This window comes from Rhodococcus sp. 05-2254-6 (assembly GCF_002258565.1).
In the GTDB taxonomy this organism is placed as follows: Bacteria; Actinomycetota; Actinomycetes; order Mycobacteriales; family Mycobacteriaceae; genus Rhodococcoides.
Genome location: NZ_NOZF01000136.1, coordinates 1 through 21,764, shown reverse-complemented (window position 1 = coordinate 21,764; position 21,764 = coordinate 1). Strand labels below are relative to the sequence as shown.

19 protein-coding genes and 1 tRNA gene are annotated in these 21,764 nt (G+C 62.2%); 9 read left to right on the top strand and 11 right to left on the bottom strand.

All coding sequences use genetic code 11. The annotated features are described in order from the left end of the window. Window positions 1–4: 4 nt before the first annotated feature. A complete protein-coding gene (locus CH256_RS17075) occupies window positions 5–409 on the bottom strand; it encodes a MarR family winged helix-turn-helix transcriptional regulator (RefSeq protein WP_068055912.1) in 405 nt (134 codons plus the stop codon). Beyond that, the gene (locus CH256_RS17070; protein ID WP_094670106.1) at window positions 406–1,821 is read right to left on the bottom strand and encodes an MFS transporter; all 1,416 of its coding nucleotides are present in this window, start codon (window positions 1,819–1,821) and stop codon (window positions 406–408) included. The genes CH256_RS17075 and CH256_RS17070 overlap by 4 nt, the downstream gene beginning before the upstream one ends. Window positions 1,822–1,980: 159 nt before the next feature. Between CH256_RS17070 and CH256_RS17065 the strand changes: the two genes are divergently transcribed. Further along, window positions 1,981–2,211 carry a hypothetical protein gene (locus tag CH256_RS17065; RefSeq protein ID WP_094670101.1) on the top strand — a complete coding sequence of 77 codons (231 nt, stop codon included), beginning with the start codon at window positions 1,981–1,983 and terminating at the stop codon, window positions 2,209–2,211. A gap of 1 nt (window position 2,212) precedes the next feature. Here CH256_RS17065 and rsgA read toward each other — a convergent pair whose 3' ends face one another. The 3 genes from rsgA to CH256_RS17050 all read right to left on the bottom strand — a co-directional run bounded on the left by rsgA (window position 2,213) and on the right by CH256_RS17050 (window position 5,044). Beyond that, window positions 2,213–3,223, bottom strand: a complete 1,011-nt coding sequence (gene rsgA, locus CH256_RS17060; protein WP_094670100.1) for a ribosome small subunit-dependent GTPase A — start codon at window positions 3,221–3,223, stop codon at window positions 2,213–2,215. Between the two features lie 141 nt (window positions 3,224–3,364). After that, window positions 3,365–4,813 (bottom strand): alpha,alpha-trehalose-phosphate synthase (UDP-forming), encoded by a 1,449-nt coding sequence (locus tag CH256_RS17055; protein ID WP_094670099.1) that lies wholly within the window; start codon window positions 4,811–4,813, stop codon window positions 3,365–3,367. A gap of 51 nt (window positions 4,814–4,864) precedes the next feature. After that, on the bottom strand, window positions 4,865–5,044 hold the full coding sequence (locus CH256_RS17050) for a hypothetical protein (protein WP_068055931.1): 180 nt from the start codon (window positions 5,042–5,044) through the stop codon (window positions 4,865–4,867). Window positions 5,045–5,149: 105 nt separating this feature from the next. On the opposite strand from CH256_RS17050, the gene CH256_RS17045 reads away from it, so the two are divergent. The 4 genes from CH256_RS17045 to CH256_RS17030 all read left to right on the top strand — a co-directional run bounded on the left by CH256_RS17045 (window position 5,150) and on the right by CH256_RS17030 (window position 9,826). Continuing rightward, window positions 5,150–6,898 (top strand): ABC transporter ATP-binding protein, encoded by a 1,749-nt coding sequence (locus CH256_RS17045; RefSeq protein WP_179272129.1) that lies wholly within the window; start codon window positions 5,150–5,152, stop codon window positions 6,896–6,898. Further along, on the top strand, window positions 6,895–8,643 hold the full coding sequence (locus CH256_RS17040; RefSeq protein ID WP_094670098.1) for an ABC transporter ATP-binding protein: 1,749 nt from the start codon (window positions 6,895–6,897) through the stop codon (window positions 8,641–8,643). The genes CH256_RS17045 and CH256_RS17040 overlap by 4 nt, the downstream gene beginning before the upstream one ends. Before the next feature lie 69 nt (window positions 8,644–8,712). After that, window positions 8,713–9,279, top strand: coding sequence for a TetR/AcrR family transcriptional regulator (locus CH256_RS17035; RefSeq protein WP_094640835.1), 567 nt, complete (start codon window positions 8,713–8,715; stop codon window positions 9,277–9,279). Between the two features lies 1 nt (window position 9,280). Further along, window positions 9,281–9,826, top strand: coding sequence for an FBP domain-containing protein (locus tag CH256_RS17030; RefSeq protein WP_094670097.1), 546 nt, complete (start codon window positions 9,281–9,283; stop codon window positions 9,824–9,826). A 77-nt stretch (window positions 9,827–9,903) separates the two neighbouring features. Here CH256_RS17030 and CH256_RS17025 read toward each other — a convergent pair whose 3' ends face one another. Both CH256_RS17025 and CH256_RS17020 read right to left on the bottom strand, forming a co-directional pair. Further along, window positions 9,904–10,557, bottom strand: coding sequence for a hypothetical protein (locus CH256_RS17025; RefSeq protein ID WP_068055945.1), 654 nt, complete (start codon window positions 10,555–10,557; stop codon window positions 9,904–9,906). Between the two features lie 30 nt (window positions 10,558–10,587). Next, entirely contained in the window at window positions 10,588–11,115 is a 528-nt protein-coding gene (locus CH256_RS17020) for a general stress protein CsbD (RefSeq protein WP_094670096.1), read from the bottom strand. 92 nt (window positions 11,116–11,207) lie between these two features. Here CH256_RS17020 and CH256_RS17015 point away from each other — a divergent pair, with 92 nt between their 5' ends. Together CH256_RS17015 and CH256_RS17010 are read left to right on the top strand one after the other, a co-directional pair. Next, the gene (locus CH256_RS17015; protein ID WP_068055951.1) at window positions 11,208–12,017 is read left to right on the top strand and encodes an alpha/beta fold hydrolase; all 810 of its coding nucleotides are present in this window, start codon (window positions 11,208–11,210) and stop codon (window positions 12,015–12,017) included. Between the two features lie 90 nt (window positions 12,018–12,107). Then, the gene (locus CH256_RS17010) at window positions 12,108–12,368 is read left to right on the top strand and encodes an MbtH family protein (RefSeq protein WP_008710007.1); all 261 of its coding nucleotides are present in this window, start codon (window positions 12,108–12,110) and stop codon (window positions 12,366–12,368) included. Window positions 12,369–12,378: 10 nt separating this feature from the next. Here CH256_RS17010 and CH256_RS17005 read toward each other — a convergent pair whose 3' ends face one another. Then, on the bottom strand, window positions 12,379–13,842 hold the full coding sequence (locus CH256_RS17005) for a threonine/serine ThrE exporter family protein (RefSeq protein WP_094640838.1): 1,464 nt from the start codon (window positions 13,840–13,842) through the stop codon (window positions 12,379–12,381). Window positions 13,843–13,934: 92 nt separating this feature from the next. Between CH256_RS17005 and CH256_RS17000 the strand changes: the two genes are divergently transcribed. Further along, window positions 13,935–14,006, top strand: a tRNA-Thr gene (locus CH256_RS17000). A 326-nt stretch (window positions 14,007–14,332) separates the two neighbouring features. Then, on the top strand, window positions 14,333–15,007 hold the full coding sequence (locus tag CH256_RS16995) for a type IV toxin-antitoxin system AbiEi family antitoxin domain-containing protein (RefSeq protein ID WP_256989465.1): 675 nt from the start codon (window positions 14,333–14,335) through the stop codon (window positions 15,005–15,007). A gap of 526 nt (window positions 15,008–15,533) precedes the next feature. Here the strand turns inward: CH256_RS16995 and CH256_RS27720 are convergent. The 3 genes from CH256_RS27720 to CH256_RS27715 all read right to left on the bottom strand — a co-directional run bounded on the left by CH256_RS27720 (window position 15,534) and on the right by CH256_RS27715 (window position 21,621). Next, on the bottom strand, window positions 15,534–17,351 hold the full coding sequence (locus CH256_RS27720; RefSeq protein WP_143536606.1) for a hypothetical protein: 1,818 nt from the start codon (window positions 17,349–17,351) through the stop codon (window positions 15,534–15,536). Window positions 17,352–17,595: 244 nt separating this feature from the next. Further along, entirely contained in the window at window positions 17,596–19,152 is a 1,557-nt protein-coding gene (locus tag CH256_RS16990; protein ID WP_143536605.1) for a hypothetical protein, read from the bottom strand. Window positions 19,153–20,169: 1,017 nt separating this feature from the next. Further along, window positions 20,170–21,621, bottom strand: a complete 1,452-nt coding sequence (locus tag CH256_RS27715) for a hypothetical protein (RefSeq protein ID WP_143536604.1) — start codon at window positions 21,619–21,621, stop codon at window positions 20,170–20,172. Between the last annotated feature and the right edge of the window lie 143 nt (window positions 21,622–21,764).

The following is a 21,764-nucleotide window of genomic DNA, read 5'->3' as shown; positions in this document are numbered from 1 at the left end:
GCAATCAGGGCAGCTGCAGAATCCGTCGTAGATGCGCCAGGTCTTCGGCGGATACCGTCGTGAATTCCGGCGGCGGGGCGTCGGCGATCGCTCGGGCCTTCGCGGCGAGCCGGCGTCCGGCATCGGTGAGTCCGATGATGCGGCGTCGGCGATCGTCGGGATCCTCGGTGCGCATCACCAAGTCGCGTTTCTCGAGCTCGCGAACGTTGAGGGATATGTACGGCGCATCGGACGCAAGAATCTCGGCCAACTCGGTCACCGTCCGATCGCCCGTGAGCAACTTGGTGAGCAGCTTGGCTCGGAGGAAGCTCATCCCGGTGGCGTCGGCGACGGCTCGGCGGGTGTCGTGCTTCTCGAGCATCAGCGCGCGCATCTCGCGCCAGACGAGGGCTGCCTCCGAGTCGGTCATACGAGCACCGGTTGGTCGATTCGATCGGCGGTCGAGCGGGCCCACCTGCCGGTGGTGACCACGGCGAGCACGGTGACGACCACGCCCGCACCCGCGATGACGAACCACGCCGGAACTGCTGCGGCGGTGAAGCCGTCGGAGATCTCGCCGACGATGCTCGCCGTGACGATGGATCCGACGACGGCCACGCCGAGTGATTGACCCACCTGCCTGCTCGTCGACGCGATGGCGGATGCCACTCCGGCCTGACTGCGCGGCATTCCGGACACCGCGGTGTTGGTGATCGGGGCGTTGACCATGCCGAAGGATATTCCGAAAATCACGTACGCCACCGCAAGCCACGCGAACGACGTCGTCGGAGTCAGTCGGGTGAGCATCAGCGCCGAGGCCACGAAGCCGATTCCGGCGATGAGCAGCGGGATACGCGCTCCGAGGGTGCCGACGATGCGACCGGAGATCGGCGCGAAGATCAGCGTCATCAACGCCATCGGCAGCGTGTACAGACCGGCGTGCAGTGGTGAGTACCCGCGCACGTCCTGCAGGTAGAGGGTGTTGAGGAACAGGAATCCGCCGAGAGAAGCGAACGCGCACATCGCGATCACCGTCGCTCCGCTGAACGGCGCGCTCCGGAAGAACTTCAGTTGGATGAGCGGTTCCTCGATTCGCGACTCGACCACCAGCAGCCCGACGAGAGAGCCGACGGCGACGGCACCGGTGAACACGATCAGCGGCGATCCCCACCCCTTCGCGGGACCTTCGATGATGGTGAACACCAGGGACACGAGGAACGCGAAGATGAGGAACTGGCCGGCCGGATCGAACTTGCGTGAGTGCTCGGCTTTGGATTCCGGCACGAATTTCAATGTCATCGCCAGAGCGAAAAGCCCGACGGGGATGTTGATCCAGAAGATGGATTGCCAGCCCGCACCGGTGACGAGGATGCCGCCCAGCGCCGGGCCCGCCGACATCGAGATTCCGACGACGGCACCCCACATTCCGATGGCCCCCGCACGTTCTTTCGGATCGGTGAAGGTGTTGGTGATGATCGACATCGCGACAGGATTCATCATCGAGCCGCCGACAGCCTGCAGCATGCGGAAGGCGATGAGCCAGCCCAGCGACGGTGCAATGCTGCACAGCAGGGAGCCGAGGACGAACGTTCCGGTGCCGATCAGAAAGAAGCGCTTGCGGCCGTACTTGTCGGCCATGGAGCCGCCGAGCATCAGCAGTGATGCCACGACCAGCGTGTATGCGTCGATGATCCACTGCAGACCCGATACCGACGCGTTCAGATCTGCGCGCATCGACGGCAGTGCGACGTTGACGATCGTGTTGTCGGTGCTGACGAGAAACAGACTCAAGCAGCAGATGCCGAGCACGAGATACCGGTGTCGTCGAGTCAACTCGGCCACGTTCACCTCCGCGATAATGCTTGTACTTCTATAACTATTACATGAGTACTCCTAAATTGTTCGACGAGCAAGTGAGATGCGGGCAGGGCGCGCCCGATAGGGTGTGTGTCACAGACTTGCTCGACTCCGAATTGCTTGCTCGGTGAATGGAGAACAACAGTGGCTTCCGAGATCGCACCAGGCGACCTGGTTCAGGCGTCCGGGCATGCAGGCCCGTGGAAGGTGCTCGAGATCCGTCAGGGTCTGGCGTTGCTCGAGCATCACGACGGTCATCGGTTGTCGGTACGTACCACCACGGTCGAGGTGGTGCGGAAGGCGTCGAACAGTGAGAGTTCGGCCCGGCAGGCCGAGGCGGAGACCGACAGTCCCTCACTGTTCGACGAGAGCTGACCTACCGCTTTCTGCCGTCGACGGCGTACTTGATGCGCAGCGACTTCGAGATCTGCTTGTATTCCCGCAGCTTCTCGCTGCGAGCACGGGCGTCCTGCCTCGACATCGACCAGGCATTCTCCCGCAACAGTTTTCGGTAGTTGCCCAGTCGTCGTTCGGTGAGCTCACCCGCGTCGACGGCGGCAAGCACCGCACAGCCGGGTTCGTGTTCGTGCGCGCAGTCACCGAACCGGCACAGTGCGGCGAGTTCGTCGACGTCGGAGAAGGCGCTCGCCACAGCGTCTTCCGATCCTTGCACGCCCACCGAACGCAAGCCCGGGGTGTCCAGCAGCACCAGGGCAGAGGACGGGATCGGCACCAATTCTCGACGCACCGTCGTATGCCTGCCTTTGCCGTCGGCCGACCGGGTGGCACCGGTTTCCAGAACCGAACCACCCAACAGAGCGTTGCCGAGCGTCGACTTTCCGGATCCCGACGGCCCGATCAAAGCCACCGTGCCGCGCAGATGTGCTGTCAGTGAGTCGATTCCGCTACCGACGACCGCGCTGGTGCTGCACACCTCCACACCCGGCGCGGCGGCCAGCACCAACTCCTTTGCGACGCTACCGCTGTCGGTCTTGGTGATCGCGACCACGGGAACGGCGCCGCTGCCCCAGGCGAGGGTGATGTAGCGCTCGACGCGACCGAGGTCGAGGGCGGTGTCCGACGCCACCGTGACGACGACGGTGTCGACGTTGGCTCCGAGAACCTGTGTGTCGGAGGTGGATCCGGCGGAGGCGCGTTCGATGGCCGTGCGGCGAGGGAGGGTAGCGGCGAGCCTGAACGAGTCCAGTGTCACCCAATCTCCGGTGCAGATACCGGTGCCGGTGCAGCGGACGATGCCGCTGTCGGTGACGGCGTCGAATTCACCTCGGTCGACGCGAACGACGCGGGCGAGAGTTGTTTTCTGGGAGAGCTTTTCGAATTCGGTCAGCCAGTGCTGATCGAGGCCGTAGTCGTCGAGTGGAGACATGCGAGGTCCTTGGGGGAGGAGGAACGGGGGCTCGGGTCCGTCGATGTCCGGGTGGCCACGATGCCACCTCCTCACTGTCTCGATGCACGAAAAAACCGTCGACGGCAAAGTAGCAGCCGTCGACGGTGTCGGGAAAGCGATTTATCGGCTGAGGTTGGTGCCCTCCGCCGGCGCTGCGAGTGCGGTCAGGAAGGAGCGGGCCCAGCGATCGACGTCGTGCGCGAGCACCTGCCTGCGCATGGCACGCATGTGGCGTTTGCCTGCCTCGGGTTCCTGCTCCAGTGCGCCGATGATCGCGTCCTTCACGCTGTCCAGGTCGTGTGGGTTGCAAAGGTACGCCTGGCGCAGTTCTGCTGCGGCACCGGTGAATTCGCTGAGCACCAGAGCGCCACCGAGGTCGCTGCGGCAGGCCACGTACTCCTTGGCGACGAGGTTCATGCCGTCACGCAGCGGAGTGACCAGCATGACGTCGGCAGCGACGAAGTAGGCCAGCAGGTCGTCGCGGGGGATCGGCCGGTGCAGGTAGTGCACCACGGGGTGGCCCACCTGGCCGTACTCGCCGTTGATGCGGCCGACCTGCTGCTCGATTTCGCCGCGCATGGCGACGTAGCTCTCGACGCGTTCCCGGCTGGGTGTCGCCAACTGCACGATGACGTTCTCGGCGGGATCGACGCGGCCCTCTTCGAGCAGTTCGCGAAACGCGTTGAGCCGAACGTCGATTCCCTTGGTGTAATCGAGTCGATCGACGCCGAGCATGATGCGCTTCGGGTTGCCCAGATCCTTGCGCAGTTGCTTCGCGCGATCCCGGACGGCCTTGGAGCGAGACTTGGTGTCGAGATCACCGGAATCGATGGAGATCGGGAACGCGCCGACCCGCACGGTTCGGAAGCCGACCTGCACGACGCCCAACTTGGACCGCACTCCCACGGTTCCGCGGGACGTGGTTCCCCCGGCGAGGCGTCGGGCGAGGTAGAGGAAGTTCTGCGCGCCGCCGGACAGATGGAAACCGATGAGGTCGGCACCGAGCAGCCCTTCGACGATCTCGGTGCGCCACGGCATCTGCATGAACAGCTCGATCGGCGGGAACGGGATGTGCAGGAAGAACCCGATGGTCAGGTCGGGGCGTAGCATCCGCAGCATCTTCGGAACGAGCTGGAGCTGGTAGTCCTGGATCCACACCGTCGCGCCCTGTGCTGCAGCCTCGGAGGTCTTCTCGGCGAAGCGGCGGTTGACTTCGACGTAGGCGTTCCACCAGTCGCGGTCGTACTCCGGCTTGACGATGACGTCGTGATAGAGCGGCCACAGCGTCGCGTTGGAGAAGCCCTCGTAGTACTGGGTGTATTCCTTCTCGCTGATCGTGACCGGACGCAGTTGCAGGCCGTCCTCGACGAACGGCTCGACGTCGATGTCCGAGACACCGACCCACCCCACCCAGGCACCCTTGTTGGCGCGCAGGATCGGTTCGAGAGCGGTGACCAACCCGCCTGGGCTTCGCTTCCATCGTGTGCTTCCGTCCGGAACCTTTTCCAGATCGACCGGCAACCGGTTGGCTACGACGACAAAATCCGAACCCTGCGAGGCGTCAGCCACAACTGTCCAATCCGCTTGTAGATCTCTGGGGGAGCCAGTCCTGCGAAGGTGCTACTCGCTTTCGCCCTTCACAACAGGATCTATACCCAACATCGACAGCAACATGCGGCATTCGTCGGCATCGGTTGCGTAGGCCGCGACGACGCGCTGAGCCTGGCTGGCCGTCTCGTACTCGAGTGGGACGATGTCTTCGTCGGCGATGTCGTTGTCGGTCGAAGTCTTGGCAGGCATGGTGTTCTCCGTACTCTCTGCTGGGCTTACACGGTGTTCGTTGGTCCCGACTCTATGTAAATGTGGCGTCCCATCGCCACTTCCCGATGCCATAGGCTGCAGCAAATGACCGATTCTGTGCCGCTCCGCCATGCTCGGACAGTGGTGGAGGAGCCTTCTCCGGCCACCGGCTCCGCGATTCTGCGACGCACCGTCCGACGCCATCGCACCCGACTGATCGTCTCGTCGCTGCTGTTCGGAGTGCATCAACTGTGCGAGACGATGGTCCCGGTGGCGATCGGACTCATCGTCTCGCGTGCCATCGACACCGGTGATGTGACGGCGATGATCGTCTCGCTGGTCGGTCTGGCGGCCTTGTTCGTCACCCTGTCGTATGCGTGGCGGATCGGTGCCCGCATCATCGTCGTCGCCATCGAGCGGGAGGCGCATCTGGTGCGCGTGGAGGTCGCCGGTCGTGTCCTCGATCCGCGGGGTGTACGTACCGAGCTGTCGGCGGGGGAGTTGCTGACGGTCTCGACGTCCGACGCCGAGAAGGAGTCGTGGATCCTCGATCTGATCGCGCGGGTCTTCGCGTCGGCCGTCGCGGTCGTCGCATCGGCTGTGGCGTTGTTGATCATCGACGTTCCCCTGGGCCTTGCCGTCGTGATCGGGACCCCGGTCATCTTGATCGCGCTGCAGCGCCTCGCTCCACTGCTCACCCGCGCAGCCACCGCCCAGCAGGCCCGGATCGCCGGTGTGTCGGGTATGGCCACCGATCTGGTCAGCGGTGTCCGGCCGCTGCGTGGCATCGGTGCCGAGAACGCCGCGACCGAGCGATTCGTGACGTCGAGCCGAACGGCATTGGCGGCGACTCTGAAGCTGGCTCGCGCGAACAACGTCTATCAGGGCTTGTCGGCAACGGTCAACGCATTGCTGGCCGTCGGGATCGCCGGTACCGCCGGCTGGTTCGCGCTGCAGGGCCGAATTTCGGTCGGTGAGTTTATCACCGTCATCGGCCTTGCCCAGTTCGTCATCGAACCCCTGACCGGGTTGGCGAGGATCCCCGGCGTCGTGGCGATGGTGCGCGGATCGGCCGATCGGTTGGCCCTGGTGCTCGGTGCGGAACACGTTCTACCGCAGTCGAAATCCGCGGTGCCCGCGCGGACCGATCTCGGTGTCGACAGCGTTCGATTCCGATCGCTCGACGGCCTCACCTTCCGGGCAGAACCAGGCGAGATGCTCGGCGTGGTCGCCTACCGACCGCAGGACGGAGAGGCGCTCGCCGCGCTGCTGTCCGGTCAGATCTCCGACGCCGACTACACCGGATCTGTTCGCGTCGGCGGCATTCCGGCGGGAGAGATCGATCTTCGACGCTCCCGCGAGACCGTTCTCGTCGAGCCGCACCTCACCGACCTGTTCGCCGGAACCGTCCGCAGCAACGTCACCGCCGGGCGGGAGCGGCCCGACGCCGAACTCGACCGAGTGCTCCAGGCATCCGCGGCCACCGACGTCGTCGAATTGCACGAGGCGGGTCTCGATCACGCCGTCACCGACCGCGGAGCCAGCCTGTCCGGCGGCCAACGCCAGCGAGTGGCGTTGGCGCGAGCGCTGTCGGTCGACGCCCCGGTCCTGGTACTGCACGACCCCACCACCGCCGTCGACGCCGTCACCGAGCACGCCATCGCCCGCGGCATCGCCGAGCTCCGGCACACCGAAAGAAGCTCGCAGACAACGATCCTCATCACCACCAGCCCTGCGCTGCTGTCGGTGACCCATCGCGTTCTCGTCGTCGACGACGGCCGCGTCGTCGCCGAGGGAACGCACCACGATCTCGCGTCCTCGGACTCGCAGTACAAGGACGCGGTGCTGCGATGACCACCCCCGAACTTCTTCCGATCGCCACCGGAGCCCGATCCGGTCGCTGGTTGCTGGAACAGCTGAAACTACGACGGGTGCGTACGGCGGTCACGCTGCTCCTCGGCGCACTTGCGGCGGCGATGTCGCTGGTGCCGGTCTATGTCTTCGGGGTCCTGGTCGACCGCGTCCGCGACGGGGCCGACTCGTCGACGATCATCGGGGTTGTCGTCGTGATCTCGGTGGCCGCAGTGATCGGCGGCATCGTCACCGGTTTCAGCGGCTACCTCATCAGTACGTTGGGTGAGGGCATTCTGGCGTCGCTGCGCGAGGCCGTCGTGCGCCGCGCGCTGCATCTGCCGGTGGCCACGCTCGAGCGAGTGGGCAAGGGCGACTTGCTCTCCCGGGTGGGCGACGACGTCGCGGTGATGGCCAAGTCGATCGGTGAGGTGATCCCGCAGCTCGTCGGCGCGTTCCTGCTCGTGTGCCTGAGCACGATCACGATGCTCGGCATCGACTGGCGGCTGGGCCTGGCGGGGCTCGTCGCGCTGCCGATGTACGTCCTCGCGCTGCGCTGGTATCTGCCCCGCTCGGCACCGAAGTACGCGGCCGAGCGCGTGGCGATGGGCGAGCGAGCGCAGTCCTTCGTCAGCAGCATGCAGGGCGCAAAAACCGTTCGTGCGTACGGACTCGAGTCGGCGCACCTGAGCGAGATCGACAGAGCGTCGGCGAAGGCCCGCGACATCGGCGTCGATGTGTTCCGCTTGTTCACCCGATTCGGATCTCGAAGCAATCGCGCCGAATGCGTCGGACTCTCGGTGATCCTGTTGGCCGGATTCTTGCTGGTGCGAGGCGATCACGTCACCGTCGGTGAGACGACCGCTGCGGCGCTGCTGTTCCACCGACTGTTCAATCCGATCGGCACCCTGCTGTTCACGTTCGACGACATCCAGTCCGCGGGAGCCTCGTTGGCCCGGCTCGTCGGCGTCATCGACATCCCCGACGAGCGACCCGTCGGCGACGGTTCCGTGCCGTCCGACGCCACCTTGGACGTCACCGATCTGCGGCACGAGTACGAGTCCGGCCACGAGGTTCTGCACGGAGTGAACCTGCGGGTCGGCGCAGGGGAGACCGTCGCTCTCGTCGGATCCACCGGCGCAGGCAAATCCACGATTGCAGCGATCGCGGCAGGCTCGATGGCGTCGACATCGGGGACAGTTCGTGTCGGCGGCGCATCACTGGATGCGCTGGGCAGTGAGGGCCTGCGGCGACACGTCGCGATAGTCAGCCAGGAAGTGCACGTGTTCGCCGGCCGATTGATCGACGACGTGTTGCTTGCCGCCCCGGATGCCGGTCGTGACGACGTCGAAGCCGCACTACGCACCGTCGGTGCCTGGTCGTGGGTCGAGGCGCTCCAGAACGGCCTCGACACCGCTGTCGGCGAGGGCGGACGCCAGTTGACCGCGGCTCAGTCGCAGCAATTGGCCTTGGCACGTTTGGTTCTCGCCGACCCGGCCGTCGCGGTGTTGGACGAGGCCACCGCGGAGGCGGGCAGTTCCGGTGCGCGAGATCTCGAAGCTGCGGCCGAGGCAGCGACCAGGGGGCGCAGCACGTTGATCGTCGCGCATCGGCTGACTCAGGCTGCTGCCGCCGACCGCGTGGTGGTCCTCGAACACGGCAGAATTCTGGAACAGGGCCCGCACGAGGAGCTGGTCGCGGCCGGTGGACGATACGCACAGCTGTGGGAGGCGTGGCAGGGTCGCTGATTGCTTTAGCAATTTGCCTAAAGCTATTAGGTTTGGTTACGGTGTCCTCGAAAGAACGAGGAGGCCGGTATGGCACGCGCAGGATTGACCGCGCAGCGCATCGTGGCGGCAGGAGCGGATCTGGCCGATGAGGTCGGCTTCGATCGCGTCACCGCCAGTGAGCTGGCCAGACGCTTCGATGTCAAGGTGGCGAGCCTGTATTCGCACCTGAAGAACGCGCACGAGTTGAACGTCGGGATAGCGCTGCTGGCGTTGGAGGAACTGGCCGATCGGGTGTCCGAGGCGCTGGCAGGCCGAGCGGGCAAGGACGCATTGGTGGCCGTCGCCAACGCGTATCTCGGTTATTCGCGGGAGCACCCCGGTCGCTATGCGGCGACGCAGTTTCCACTCGATCACGAGACTGCTCTTGCGAGTGCGGGAGTGCGTCACTCGGCAATGATGAAAGCGATCCTCCGGGGGTACGACCTCGGCGAAGAGGATCAGGTACACGCAGTTCGATTGCTCGGCAGCGTGTTTCACGGCTATGCCAGCCTCGATGCGTCGGGCTCGTTCGGTCACAGTGCGCCCGATTCGCAGCAGTCCTGGGCCCGCATCCTCGACGGAATCGACACACTCTTACAGCACTGGAGGCAGTGACATGGAACCGATCTCCGAGCGCGACATCAGGTCGTCGTTCGTCAACTCGTCCAAGGGGGACGCCGGAAGGCTCTCCCTTCCCGAGATGTTCGACGCGGTGCCGTGGAGCGATCTCGACTTCTTCGGTTGGGTCGACCCCAAGCTTGCCGGGAGGAGCTACATCGTCGTTCCTTCAGGGGATTGCCTGCGTGGAATCGCGTTGCGCTACAAAGTCGGTGGGCCACGCACAGCGCAGATGTGCAGCATCTGCCTCACCACACACGCGAACGGTGGCGTCTCGCTGATGGCTGCCGCGAAGGCAGGCGAATCCGGCAGGCGCGGAAACACGGTGGGTACCTACATCTGCTCGGACCTCGCGTGCTCGCTCTACGCGCGAAAGAAGAAGACCCCGGCGTTGGGCCGTCAATTCAAGGAAGACTTCGATGTCGAGACCCGCACCGCGGCAGTCGAAGACAACATCGCTGCATTTCTCGCCCGCGTCCTCGATTGGTCAACTGGTGGGCGGGGAGCGCGCGCCCCGATTGACGACTGCGCGCCCATGCTCTGATGCGAGTAGGGGCGCGCAGTCGGCAAAAAGGGTGTGAGGTCCTGCCGGAGATCGACAATTCGCCGATAGTGCCGACGTCAGTCCTTGTTCTTCTCTGCGATGAACAGCTTCTCGATGCGCTCTGCCTCGTCCTTCTTGGCGGCGGCCTCGTCGGAACGCTCGGCGGCCTCGGCCAGTTCGGCCTCGGACGGCGCGGCGGCCAGCTTCTCCTGCTTGTCGACCTGAGCCTGCTGAGCCTTCTTGCGATCCTCTGCGGCCTTCGCGGTGGCAGCGGCCTGCTCGTCGGCCTTCTTCTTCTTGGCGGCGGCTTCACGCTCGGCATCCTGAGCGGCCTCGCGCTTGCGCTGCTCGGCCTCCTGGCGGGCGTCACGCGCGGCTTCCTGGGCGGCGGCGTCGGCTGCGCGGCGATCCTTCTCGGCGGTCTCGCGAGCCACCTTCAGTTCGTCGTTGGCTGCGGCCTTCTTGGCCCGAGCCTCGGCGTCGAGGCGCGCTGCTTCGGCACGGTTCTCGGTGCTGTCGACCAGGGTTTCGCCGCGATCGGCGAGTCCCTTGTCTCCCAACAGGTTTCCGACGGCACGGTCCAGTGAACCGAGCGTGTGCTCGTACACCAGGCGCGCAGGTGATTCCGCGTTCATCTTCTCGACTACGTTGGTCTCGATGAGCTGCAACGGAATTCGAGCGATCTTGTACTGGATGCGAAGAATGGTCATCGGTATGGCTAGGACACTCATGAAACGAAACTCCTGTTTTGCAGTAGTGGTTCAGGCCTGGTTGCGGAGCTCTTCGGCCTTCTTGCGATCGGCCTCGGCCTGACGAAGCGCCTCCTGGTGCTTCTGCGCGGCCACCATTTCGTCGGAGTCCGCGGCAGCCTGCTCGATGCGCCGGTCCTCTTCGGCCTCGATCTGCTCGGCGGTCGCGTCGACCTCAGCGGCAGCGCGCTCCTGCGCTATGGTCTCGCGCTTGTTCTGCTCGGCCGCGACCACCTGCGTATCACGCACCCGATCTGCCTGCGCCTCGGTGACCGCGGCGTTCTCCTCTGCGGCCTCTCGGCGGCTTTCGGCTGACGTGCGAACGTCGGCCAGTTCCTCGGCGGCTTCGGTGGCCTGCGCTTCGGCGACCCGCTCCGTGGCCTGGGCCTCCTTGTGTTCACGAGCCTGAGCAGCCTGTAATTGGCCCTCGGCCGTCAACGAGTCGTTGCCGGTCACCGCGCCCACGACCTCTTTGGCCTTGCCCTTGATTCCGTCGAGCAATCCCTTGCGTGCTTCGCCCGCTACGTTCTCGTCAGTCATGTAACACCAGGTACCCACTGGCTGTTCGAGTAACCCCGTGTCGGTGTCGGACGATACGATCCCCGACGGACGAATCAGCAGTAAGGAGACGTATGCCTATCGCCAAGATCAACGGCATCGACCTGAACTACCAGGTCAAGGGCAGTGGAGACCTGGTAGTTCTGATCATGGGCACCGGTAGCCCGGGCCGTGTGTGGGAGCTGCATCAGGTGCCGGCTCTCACAGCAGCGGGTTACCGGGTGTGCACTTTCGACAATCGCGGCATCGCGCCGTCGTCGGAGAGCACGCACGGCATCACCATGGAGGACATGGTCGCCGATACCGCCGGCCTGATCGAGCTCGTTCGCAACGGTGACGAGAAGGCCTACGTCGTCGGAACGTCGATGGGCTCACGCGTCGCGCAGGAGCTTGCTCTGAGCAGGCCGGATCTGGTTCGTAAAGCGGTCTTCCTCGCCGGCCACGCCCGAGTCGACGAATTTCAGAAGACTCTCGCCAACGGCGAGCGAGCGCTGTACGACAAGCGCGTCGAGCTCCCGGGAACCTACTCGGCTGCGGTGACAGCGGTGATGAACCTGTCGCCTGCGACGTTGCGTGATTCTCGCGGGGCACGCGACTGGCTCGACCTGTTCGAGTTCTCCGCCTCCTCGCCGTCCGCCGGCGTGCGCGCTCAGCTGGGCATGGAGGACGATTTCGATCGAACTGCGGCCTACCGCGGCGTGTCGGTGCCGTGCCTGTCGGTCGGATTCGCCGACGATCGGATGATCCCGCCGTACCTTGGCAAGGAACTGGCCGACGCCATTCCCGGTGCGCGGTACGTCGAAATAGCGGACGCCGGGCACTACGGATATCTCGAGCGTCCCGAGGCCGTCAATGCGGAACTGCTCGGCTTCTTGAAGGCCTGACGGCACCACGGCCCGACCTGCGTTGCTAGGGTCGTGTGGCACCTCACGGTGCAGACATACCAACCAAACGTTCGCGACGAGTGAGGCGAGATGAGTACCAACCCGTTCGATGACGAAGACGGACGCTTCTTCGTGCTGGTCAACGACGAAGACCAGCATTCGCTGTGGCCGACGTTCTCCGAGGTCCCTCAGGGATGGCGTGTCGTCTTCGGTGAAGACACCCGCGCCGCGTGCTTGGAGTACGTCGAGAAGAACTGGACCGATATGCGTCCGCGCAGCCTGCGTGAGGCCATGGAGGCCGACGCGGCTGCACGCGCATCCGCTGAGGGAACCCCCAGCACAGAGGCCTGAGTTCCGCCTTCTACGAAGGACTCGTACCGCGCCGCCGACGAACAGTCGGTCGGCGCGGTTCTTCTGTGCGGCGAAGCGTCGGGCGCAGTAGTTCTTCCGTGCGCGCGATGATGCGCGGTCGACGCAGGGTGCGGGCACCCCACTCACCCAATGTCACACCCGCGGCCAGCCCGCAGCCGACGCCGAATGCCGCGAACAACGAGCTGATGCCGAGCAGTAGCTGGTCGTTGAGGATCGCGTACAGACCTCGGTACAGCGCCAGGCCGGGGAGCAGGGGAGTGATACCCGCGACGGCGACGATCAGCGGCGGAATCAGCGCACGACGAGCCAACAGACCACCCGCGAATCCGACGACGGTGGCAGCTATGGCCGAGGCGATGATCGGTCCCACATTGAGCGTCTGCGAGAGCAGATACACCAGCGATCCCGCGAAGCCGCCCATGAAGGCAGCCGTCAACGCACGACGCTCGGCGTAGCAGGCCAGTGCATAGAACAGTGACGCTGCTGCGCCGGCGATCACCTTGGTGGGGACCTGCAGGATGTCCGGTGGGGCCAGGTTGCTGATCTGCGGCAGATCGCTGCCGATCAGCGCGGCCAGCCGCAGAGACGTCGCGACGCCGGCGATGATGCCGCCCGTCATCATCAACACCTCGAAGAATCTCGACACCGCCGTGATCGGGGCACCGGTGATCGCATCCTGCACCGAGCCGACGAGCGAGAGCCCCGAGAGCAGCACGATCACCCCGGCCGCGATGATCTGCGACGGCGAGATGCTGATGTTCAGCTGGTCCTGGAAGTTGTAGAGCGTGATCGCCGGTGTCGCCGCCACGAAGCCACCGACAACCTGCTGGAAGAAGAACGGCAGGCCCGCACGGTTGAGGACGCGTCCGATGCGATCGATCACCATCGTCGTCAGGAAGCTGACCACAGCCACCAACGCGCCACCGCCGAGCAACACACTGATGGCAGCGGCCATGCCCGACCACGCCAGCGTCGCAATCCACCGGTTGTACGGGTGCGGAGCCTTGGTGATCTCGTCGAGCCGCTCGAGCGCCGCGCTCGGCGGCACCATCTTGACGCGCACGGCGCGAATGAGGCGGTCGACCTCGGCCAGCCGCGTGAAGTCCATCGAGCGGTAATGCACGATGCGCATCGTCGACGCCGGAGGACGCGTCGGGCCCCGGTGAGCACTGAGGGTGATCGAGTTGTACGTGACATCGACATCGCATCGCGCGAGGCCGTACGTCGCGGCGATGTACTGCACCTGAGTCGCCGTATCCATCGCTGCCGTGCCCGAGGCCAACAGCACTTCGCCGACGCGAACCGCGAGGTCCAGCACCTCCGCAACCGACGCATCGTCGGTCAGATCGATCGGACGAAGGGGCGACGGTGCTGCGGTCGGCGTATCGATGGTGGCCCGACGCTCACCGGTGAGACGGCTCAGCGAAGCCGTCAGGTCTTGCAGGAAAGTCATGACCGTCTTTACACGTTGCTGGGGTGATCCACGGACAAGGTACCTGTTGTTACTGAGCGTCCGATGAACGGATATGCTGGCTTCGCTTCACTGCCTCCTTAGCTCAGCGGTAGAGCACTCGCCTTGTAAGCGAGCGGTCAACGGTTCAATCCCGTTAGGAGGCTCCGCGAGACGGCCCTGACCAGCGAAAACGGTTGGGGCCGTCTCTTTTTGGCCTGTTGTAGCCGCTCGTTTCAGCTACGAGCCCGGTTCGTCCACCTGGGTATATGTGGCAACTGTTACCTCGGGTTTTGCCGGTTCGGCGGCTCGATGTGGCGTTCGGTGTCACAGAATGTCACAACTCGTTGCCAACTCATCAGTGAGCATTCGTGTGGATGTAGGTGGATTTTTGTGGACCGGGCGGGAGTGGCTAGGCCTGGATTGCGGTGTTGGAATCAGTGTCGGTTCTGTAGGCTTGGGCCTACGTATTCGACACTTTATGGAGGTGTCCGTGACGACTAGCGATGTGCGACGCCGTCAGACCGGTCTACCTCCGGAATTCGCTCGCCTTCCGATGCGGGTGGTGCGAGCCGCGACGGCGGCCGATGTCTACGCGCACCCGCGCGCCGAGCTTGCGCGGCTGATGGACTTGGGTCTGCTGCACCGAGTGGCGACGGGCTTCTACGTGGCAGTGCCCGACGACCGGGTCGGGACCGAGTGGATGCCTGGCTTGGAGGCTGCAGCCGCTGGTATCGCTGTCTCGGCTTACGGTCCCGATGACGCTGTGGTGATGGGTATCAGCGCAGCGAGGTTGCACGGTCTGATTCCGCGAGCGTTGGCGACGGCTGTGATTGCTGTGCCGACGCGGCATGATCCGATTCGGTTGGCGGATCGGCCGGCGTTGGTTCGGTTCGTCGTGCGCAACACGGCACGTCTGGATGCGGAGCGCATCGATACCGGGTTGGGTGTGGTGTTGGTGACTACGGCGGAGCAGACGGTGTTGGATTTGGTGAAGCGTCCGGGGCTCGGTGATGCCGAGGGTGAGGTGTGGCCGGCGGTGGAGCAGTTGTATCGGAAGTGCGATCCGAAAGTGTTGGCCGAGATCGCCGAGGCTCAGAAGATGCGGACGACGTTGACGCGGCTGCAGGATCGGTTGGGGGAGCGACGGTGGATGGAGACCAGTTAGTCGCGTCGGCAGCGCGATTCGGGTCGCGCACGCCCAGGTCGCGAGACTGATCACCTTATCTCGGATATTCGGGTGCGCACTTCGCGGATCGCATCGAGTTTGCTGCTGTGGTCGGAACCAAGGCAAAGATGCAATGAGCTCAGTGGACATTCTGGTCACACGTCAAGTCCTTTCATCGACCGCCCGTCGTGCGAGACGGATCAGCATCGATCCACGGTTGCGGGGTCACAGCGAGTATCAGGATGAGGCGATTTAACCGACGGTGGCCGCCACGATGGCAAGCGGTGACGCAATTCCCACGGCGGAAGGTGCTGCGGCGAGAATATTGGTCATATGCAGGGGCGGTCACGTCCAGGCCGCTTGCTGGCGTAGTTCTGCTCTATCTAAGCGGATTGGGGTTGATCAGTCGATAATGGAGTGATTTGGTGCCGACGAGTCGGAAAGAGCGGATACCAGTCTTTCTTGGCCCGATGGCTCGTCAGAACTATGGCATTCGTCGGCGACGGGTGAGGCCGAAGATAATAATCTAGACTTGCTGCTCCAGTCTAATGCCAATTTTATTTTTGACCTTGTATCCGAACTGCGTTCGTTTCCTGATTTTTGGTCGTTTACGAATCGAGAATGCCAGTATAAGGCCGGCAGCGAGCGTCAAAGCGCCGAAGTATAAGGCAAGGACTAGCGCTCCGCGTCCGCCGAAAGCTTCTATTGCAGATGAAGTTAGTTCCAACGGCCATTTTCCCTGCTTTTCAAAAGTTCGAATCGTTTCGTTAATTCTCGGTAGCAGAAATGCTATGACAACAAAAAATCCGGAAGATGCGATTGCTATGGATCTGCGTGATTGTATTCGGGAAAATCGAGTCGAAACAATGCTTTCAAGTATTTTGACTCGATCAAGAAGCTGATCGTATAATATATCCGCTGAATTCTCTGATAACACGGCGTTTGTAATATTTTCGTCATCTGGCCCGTGAAGCAGATTCCGTCGATACTCCTGTAACCCAACTGCAAGTGATTCTTGCGACTCAAACAATCGTGCGTCGCGGATAACAGAATTCGAAGATGTTCGGTCGATTTTTTGTAGTTGGCGGAGCTGATGAACAGCGGATTCGATCGGTATCAGCTGCATGAGGTCCTCCGTGTAGTCGACCCCAGTCGCGTTCCAGTTGGCGTAGAGTGCATTTCCTGCGGACACCCAGAGGTCGCGATCAGACACCTTGAGCACGTTGTCGATCAGCTCCGCTTCAGTTTCTGCTCGAAGTGAAACGGGCCGAGTTGCTCGTAGAGCGATCAGTGCGAATTCGCTGCGGTGTCTTTCCTTAGCTTCGCTCCCTACGCACGCGCATGTCGGAGCTCCGATCGAAAGCGTCGTGTACGAACTCCAGTTGGACGGCCCTTTGTTGCCTGCCAAAGAAATGATGGCGTCGTGGTATATCTCGAACACTGAATGGAACGATATCGGCGATGGAATCCCTGATTTCAAGCGTAGCCAGCGAACGCCCTCCCGGAGGGGCAGTGCGTCGAAGTCGGCTCCTGTGTTTTTCACGCCGTTTGCACGACCATAGCGCTTGTATACCGGCTCTGGTACGTCGATTGTGATCAATTCGTGCCGCTCGCTTATCATGCAGTCGTTCATTCCTGTCTTGTCGAGCGTCGCCTGAACCGCGCTCGCAAGCGTAAGCATGCATACTCCCGATCTGTGAACCTTTAAGGAGACCTGAATTACGTCGGTGCCAACAGTCGAGTTTGTAAAGGGAATTGGCAACATCTCGACCCTGATAAAGGGCGTCCAATCGTAATATCGTGGATCGTATTGCTGGCGTTCGATCAAGGTTCGTAAGGATCCCCACGTGTGGCGATCTACGAGCGTTTTGCGTAAAGTCCGCTCCGTCGAATCTAGCGATTGAATAGTCGACGTTAGGTTCTGTTGCGAAGGCTTCGGGGAATCGGTAGACCTGAGGTGTCCCATTATTTTCCAAAACATGAAAGTCAAGGTTAACCGGATTGATATCTTCGCTAGACTTCGCCATGTAGTATCCCTCGATGCTAGGGCTTCGTTAAACTTGTTGAATTCAACCACTGAACGTAATGTTTGTTCGACATCGACAATGTACTTGCTGACTCGGACGTCCTCTGAATCTGGCGTATTCGCAGTTGATGCGAGATTGTACCGCAGCAGTTTATCGGCCAGTTTTGCGACATCGAGTTGCTGGCCGAGGTCAAACGAGTATGTGTAGTACACAGCTCTGCCCTGGACTGACAGCTCGTGGTCTTTCTTCAACTTGAGAAGTGCACCGATTTTTTTCACTGGCTCAGTGTAGGCGATTCTTGCCACATCGTCGGCCAAGCAACTCCCTTGGCATTCTTGCCCGTAACGACAAGACCACATCCAATTAATCTCCAGCACAGCGAAATTGGGCGGAAGCGTAAGGCGCGCCACTGACTACATCAGCGAGCACTCGTTCTGCCCCTCGCCGTAGATATTCGTGCTGAATTGAAGGGGCCACGTCGCTGTCGTTGTGGCTGCAACGCGTTGCCTCAGATAAAGGCGAGCGAGCGATGTTCGCAGGTTTTCGAGTTGGAAGGGAGGTCTAGGGGTGCGTGGGCACCGGGTCAAGAAGAAAGACCTTCAGATTCGGAGTGATGGCCTGGCCGGATGCAATCGCGCGCTCCAACGCCAGTAGCTCACTGTGGCCAGGGGTGCATCCGATGGCTCTGTCCAGCGCTGCCGTCGCCGCATGTTGCGCGCCGGCATCTTGGAGCATTTCTGCAACACGGAGCCAGAGCGCGGAGTCAAACCGCGCGGGAAACTCAAGGGGCCGACGTCTATGCAGATCTTCGAACCGCTGCTCAGCCAATTCGCACCACTCGTCGATGCTCCAAGGAGGCTCCAGCTCAAGCAATATCGCGACCGCGAACGAGAACAGACTGGGACTCCGAAGCTCGTCCCTGGCGACTTGCAGCGTCGGCTCAGGGGTCGACAGATGTGCCTCAGGCGGAACCAGGCTGTGCCACAAGAAGTACACCGCAAGCATAGGTTCACGAACGCCGGGCGAGCGTTCCGTGCGAAGAAGCTGCTCGATTCGGCTGAGAGCCGGCCGCATGTCGATATTGAGCGCGGTTCGCCCCGCCATGGCTTCGATAGCGTGACTTAGGAACTCGGTTGCTCTGGTCGCTGCGGTGATCCGATTCATCGTATCCGCGCGACCAAGGTATAGCTCGGAAGCGAGTTGGATTTTGATGACATTCGGAAGGTGGTCCCGCCATTGAAAGGCGGCGTCTCTCTCCGTCGATCCGCGTTGCACATAGGTTCGCACGACGTGACGTGCGAGCAGGTCGAGTCCCGCGTGGGTAAGCATCTGGGCTTCTCCCGGTGGTGTAACCGTTTGTGCGCCATCAACGAGAAGCCAGGTGTCGATCGGGAGGTCGCGTAGTTCATGCATGTTCTTCGACCGGGCGTCGTATGCGTTTGCCACTACCTGTCTGAGTGATGTGCGCTGGACCGGGCGGGTAAGCCCTACGGCCTCGTCGCGGTGGAAGGAGGGGCGAACGTGGCTGAGTACGAACTCGACGTATCGGTACTTGATACCGGCTCTCTCCGAATCGAGGATGGCCTTGCGGACACGTTCGGCGTCGTCTCTTCTCAGAGCTTGCAGCGTTGGATCAAGTATGCGGCGCTTGCGGGGGTCTAGACGTCCCCAGGTTGGCGTGGCGACGTCGAAACTGGCAGACAACGATTCGAGCGCAGCGACGTAGTCCGTGTACGCAAGGGTGGGGTCTTCGGCGACCCGTTCGCTTGCGGTGACAATTCGCCTTATGGCTCGCATGGCTTTCTCATACGGACCTCGCCTGAGAGCGAGCAGCTTGAGTAAAAATTCCTGAAGGTGTGCGACGTCGTTATCGCGAAGCGTCAGGTTTGGTGCGAATGTACGAGGGAGGATGTCGGCTGGGACTGGACTGTGGTGCGAACCCGACTTCTCGCTGATCAAGCGGTCGGCCTTCGCGCGGGACGGAGTGAATGTTGCGTTCAGCGCGAATGACAGAACCACAGCGAGATCATCAGCGATCGCGTCCCCGCCGGTGGAGACCATGAATTCGTCGGTGCCGTCAGGCCGAACCGCTTCAAGACGCTCGATGTAGGTGAGCATTACAGTCCGGACTGAGGAGTATGCCGTCGAAGGAGTTAGTTGACAGATGGAAAAGTCGATACTTCGCTGCGAAAAAAAGTCCGCGTTGGTATATAGAGTCCGGCGATGCTCAGTTTCCGTGAGCCTGACATCTCTGAAGTACATTCCCGTTATCACCTGCAGCACAAGGTCCAGGATGCCACGGATCGAGGAGAACATCTCCGATCGCGGACGTTTGTACAGATGCTGTCCGTAAGCGCACCGGGTTCAATGAGGCGGATGGGCACGCGCAGATGCATCACTTCGACGGAGAGCAGCTACGCCCGCGATTGCGACCTAGAATCGAGAGGACCCACCACCACGAGCGCATCACCGATGCCGCCTCGTATCTATTCACATCGAGTTTGAGAAATTATTCAGGCCGTATCCTCGGCCTGAATCACTCAACCCCAGGAACCAACCGAAGTGGTGGAGCCCAGACCCACGGACGACCACCAATCAGACTTCCGGCAGCCAGCCAGGTTTCGCTACATTTATTTCGACCTAGGCGATGTCTTCGTCGTATACGCGGGGGGAATCAAGCCGGTCGGCCCCATCTCTCGGCTTTGGAGACAGCTGCGGATATGGGAACGAGTCAGGCCAACAGCATCGTTCATGAATCCTCCGTCCACTCCGTCGGGCACAGAATGGTCATCCTCCGGCAAGGTTTCATGGCGGCTTGAACCTCCAACCACAAACTTGACCTTAGCCGCGCCGAAAAAGATGCCGAGTTCTCTGGAGAAGGGTCCGTTTTCGGTGATAATCCAGCCGCTGGGTAGCGATTCGTGGATCCGGCCGAAAACTACGCGCGCTTGATTCGAGCGGAATCGTCAGGTCACACACCTTCTCGGCAATCTGGGTGCCCAGTTCGCGGATCGAGTTGTGATCGTCGGCAGGTTGGCATTGGCACGATGGCTCGGTTTGATTTTGTGGCACCCATCGTCGCAAGCTAATTCTGGGAGTTGCGACTGGCTCGTGGGCACGAATTTACCGGCGCTACTAGACGTCGCCGAGGGCGCGCTGGAGAAGTGCCTCCATCAGTTCTCGATCGTCGAGTCCATCTTGTACATCGAGAAAGCGTGTCGCTTGCGCCCTGATTGCCTTGACCGGTAGCCATGGTGGGACCTCGCGATAGGTGCGGGCGATTTCGGTGACATTCCACGTGCGGGAGTCGAGGTGTTCTGTCCAGCCTGCACAGGCTACGACTATGGTGTCCAGCAATCCGATGTTGGTTTCCAGAGCATTGGTCAAGCGGTCGCGTACCTCGTCATCAGAGGTGATTCGGGCGAACGCATGCATCATTGACCGCCCGTTCACTTCGTTGCCTAACCATGAATCTTCACTGGTCCAGTCTGTTTCCGACCACAAACAACGGAGACCTTCACGTGCAGTGGCGGCGGTAACGTCTTCCTCGCCACGGCGACGAATGGACTCCTGGAGTAACGCGACGGCGGTGCAGACGGGTAGGCGCTCTTGGTCCCGGTGGATTAAGTCGAGTTGCTGATCCTGAGAAGCATTGCCCGCCACCGCAATCGCAAGAGCTGCCGTCGTCTCCAGCCCGATTGTTAACAGGTGCGGCGTTGGTGGCAGCTCGGCTGCTCGCCCTGTTGCCTCGGCGAGACGCTCGCGTAGTCCGTGGTCGAAAGGGTGATGATCGACTCGGTGAAACGGTCGGGCCTTATCGAGAAGCTCTCGATGTGCGGCTAGGGGATCGACAATCTCGGACTCGACAACGGCTGGTGGAGTTTTCGGTATTTCCACGTGTTGCCCGCGCGACACACGGATTAGGTCGCCGACGGATGTGGCGAGAGCGTCCATCGCGGTATCGAACGCTGTGTCTGACCCCGGGTCGGGTCCTCCTGTCCAGGTTCCAGCCGCGGCGATTACACCGGTGATCGCGTGATCTAGCGCCTCGCACCAGGGCGCGATTTGGGGCCGTGTCGCATTCACAGCCGCGAGTTCTACTTGAGATGCTTCTGCCGCCGGTGTTAGCTCGCTGACTGCGTTGGTCAATGCAGTCCGGATGTGCTGCTGTATTGCACGAACTTCCATCTGCGATGGCTCCGCACGCAGGGAGTTGCCGTCCTCGTCCCACGCGATGAGTGATCTCGCCGCTTCCTCGCGAGCTTGCTGCCATTCTCGGGACGAAGATCGAGTGACATCCCGAGTTCGCTCAGCAGCCAGCCGAAGTGCTTCTACGCGACGGACGAGTTCGATGGTTGACGGAGCGTGCAGGGCCCCGAAGGACTCCGACTCAACGAGCACTTCTGTGGCCTCGTCATCGTTGATCGGCCAATTACGTTCGATACGGTCGAACTCAGCGATCTGAGCCGCCTTCCAGTCGCGAAGCAAATCGGCCGGAAATCTATCGGGGGTTTCGTCGATCTCATAGGAATGTTCGATACACATGAGAACGAGGTTGTCGTAGGCCCGGTTATCCTCGGCAGGCATCTGGAGCCATCGTGGGCCACCCTCCCGCCGAGCATGGATATGGGTATCGGTGGACGACCTCACGTGTCGGTCTGTGTACGACCTGACGTGTCGGTGTCCGGCAGGTTCATGATGCCGGTGCCTCCACTGGTGTGACAAGCCCT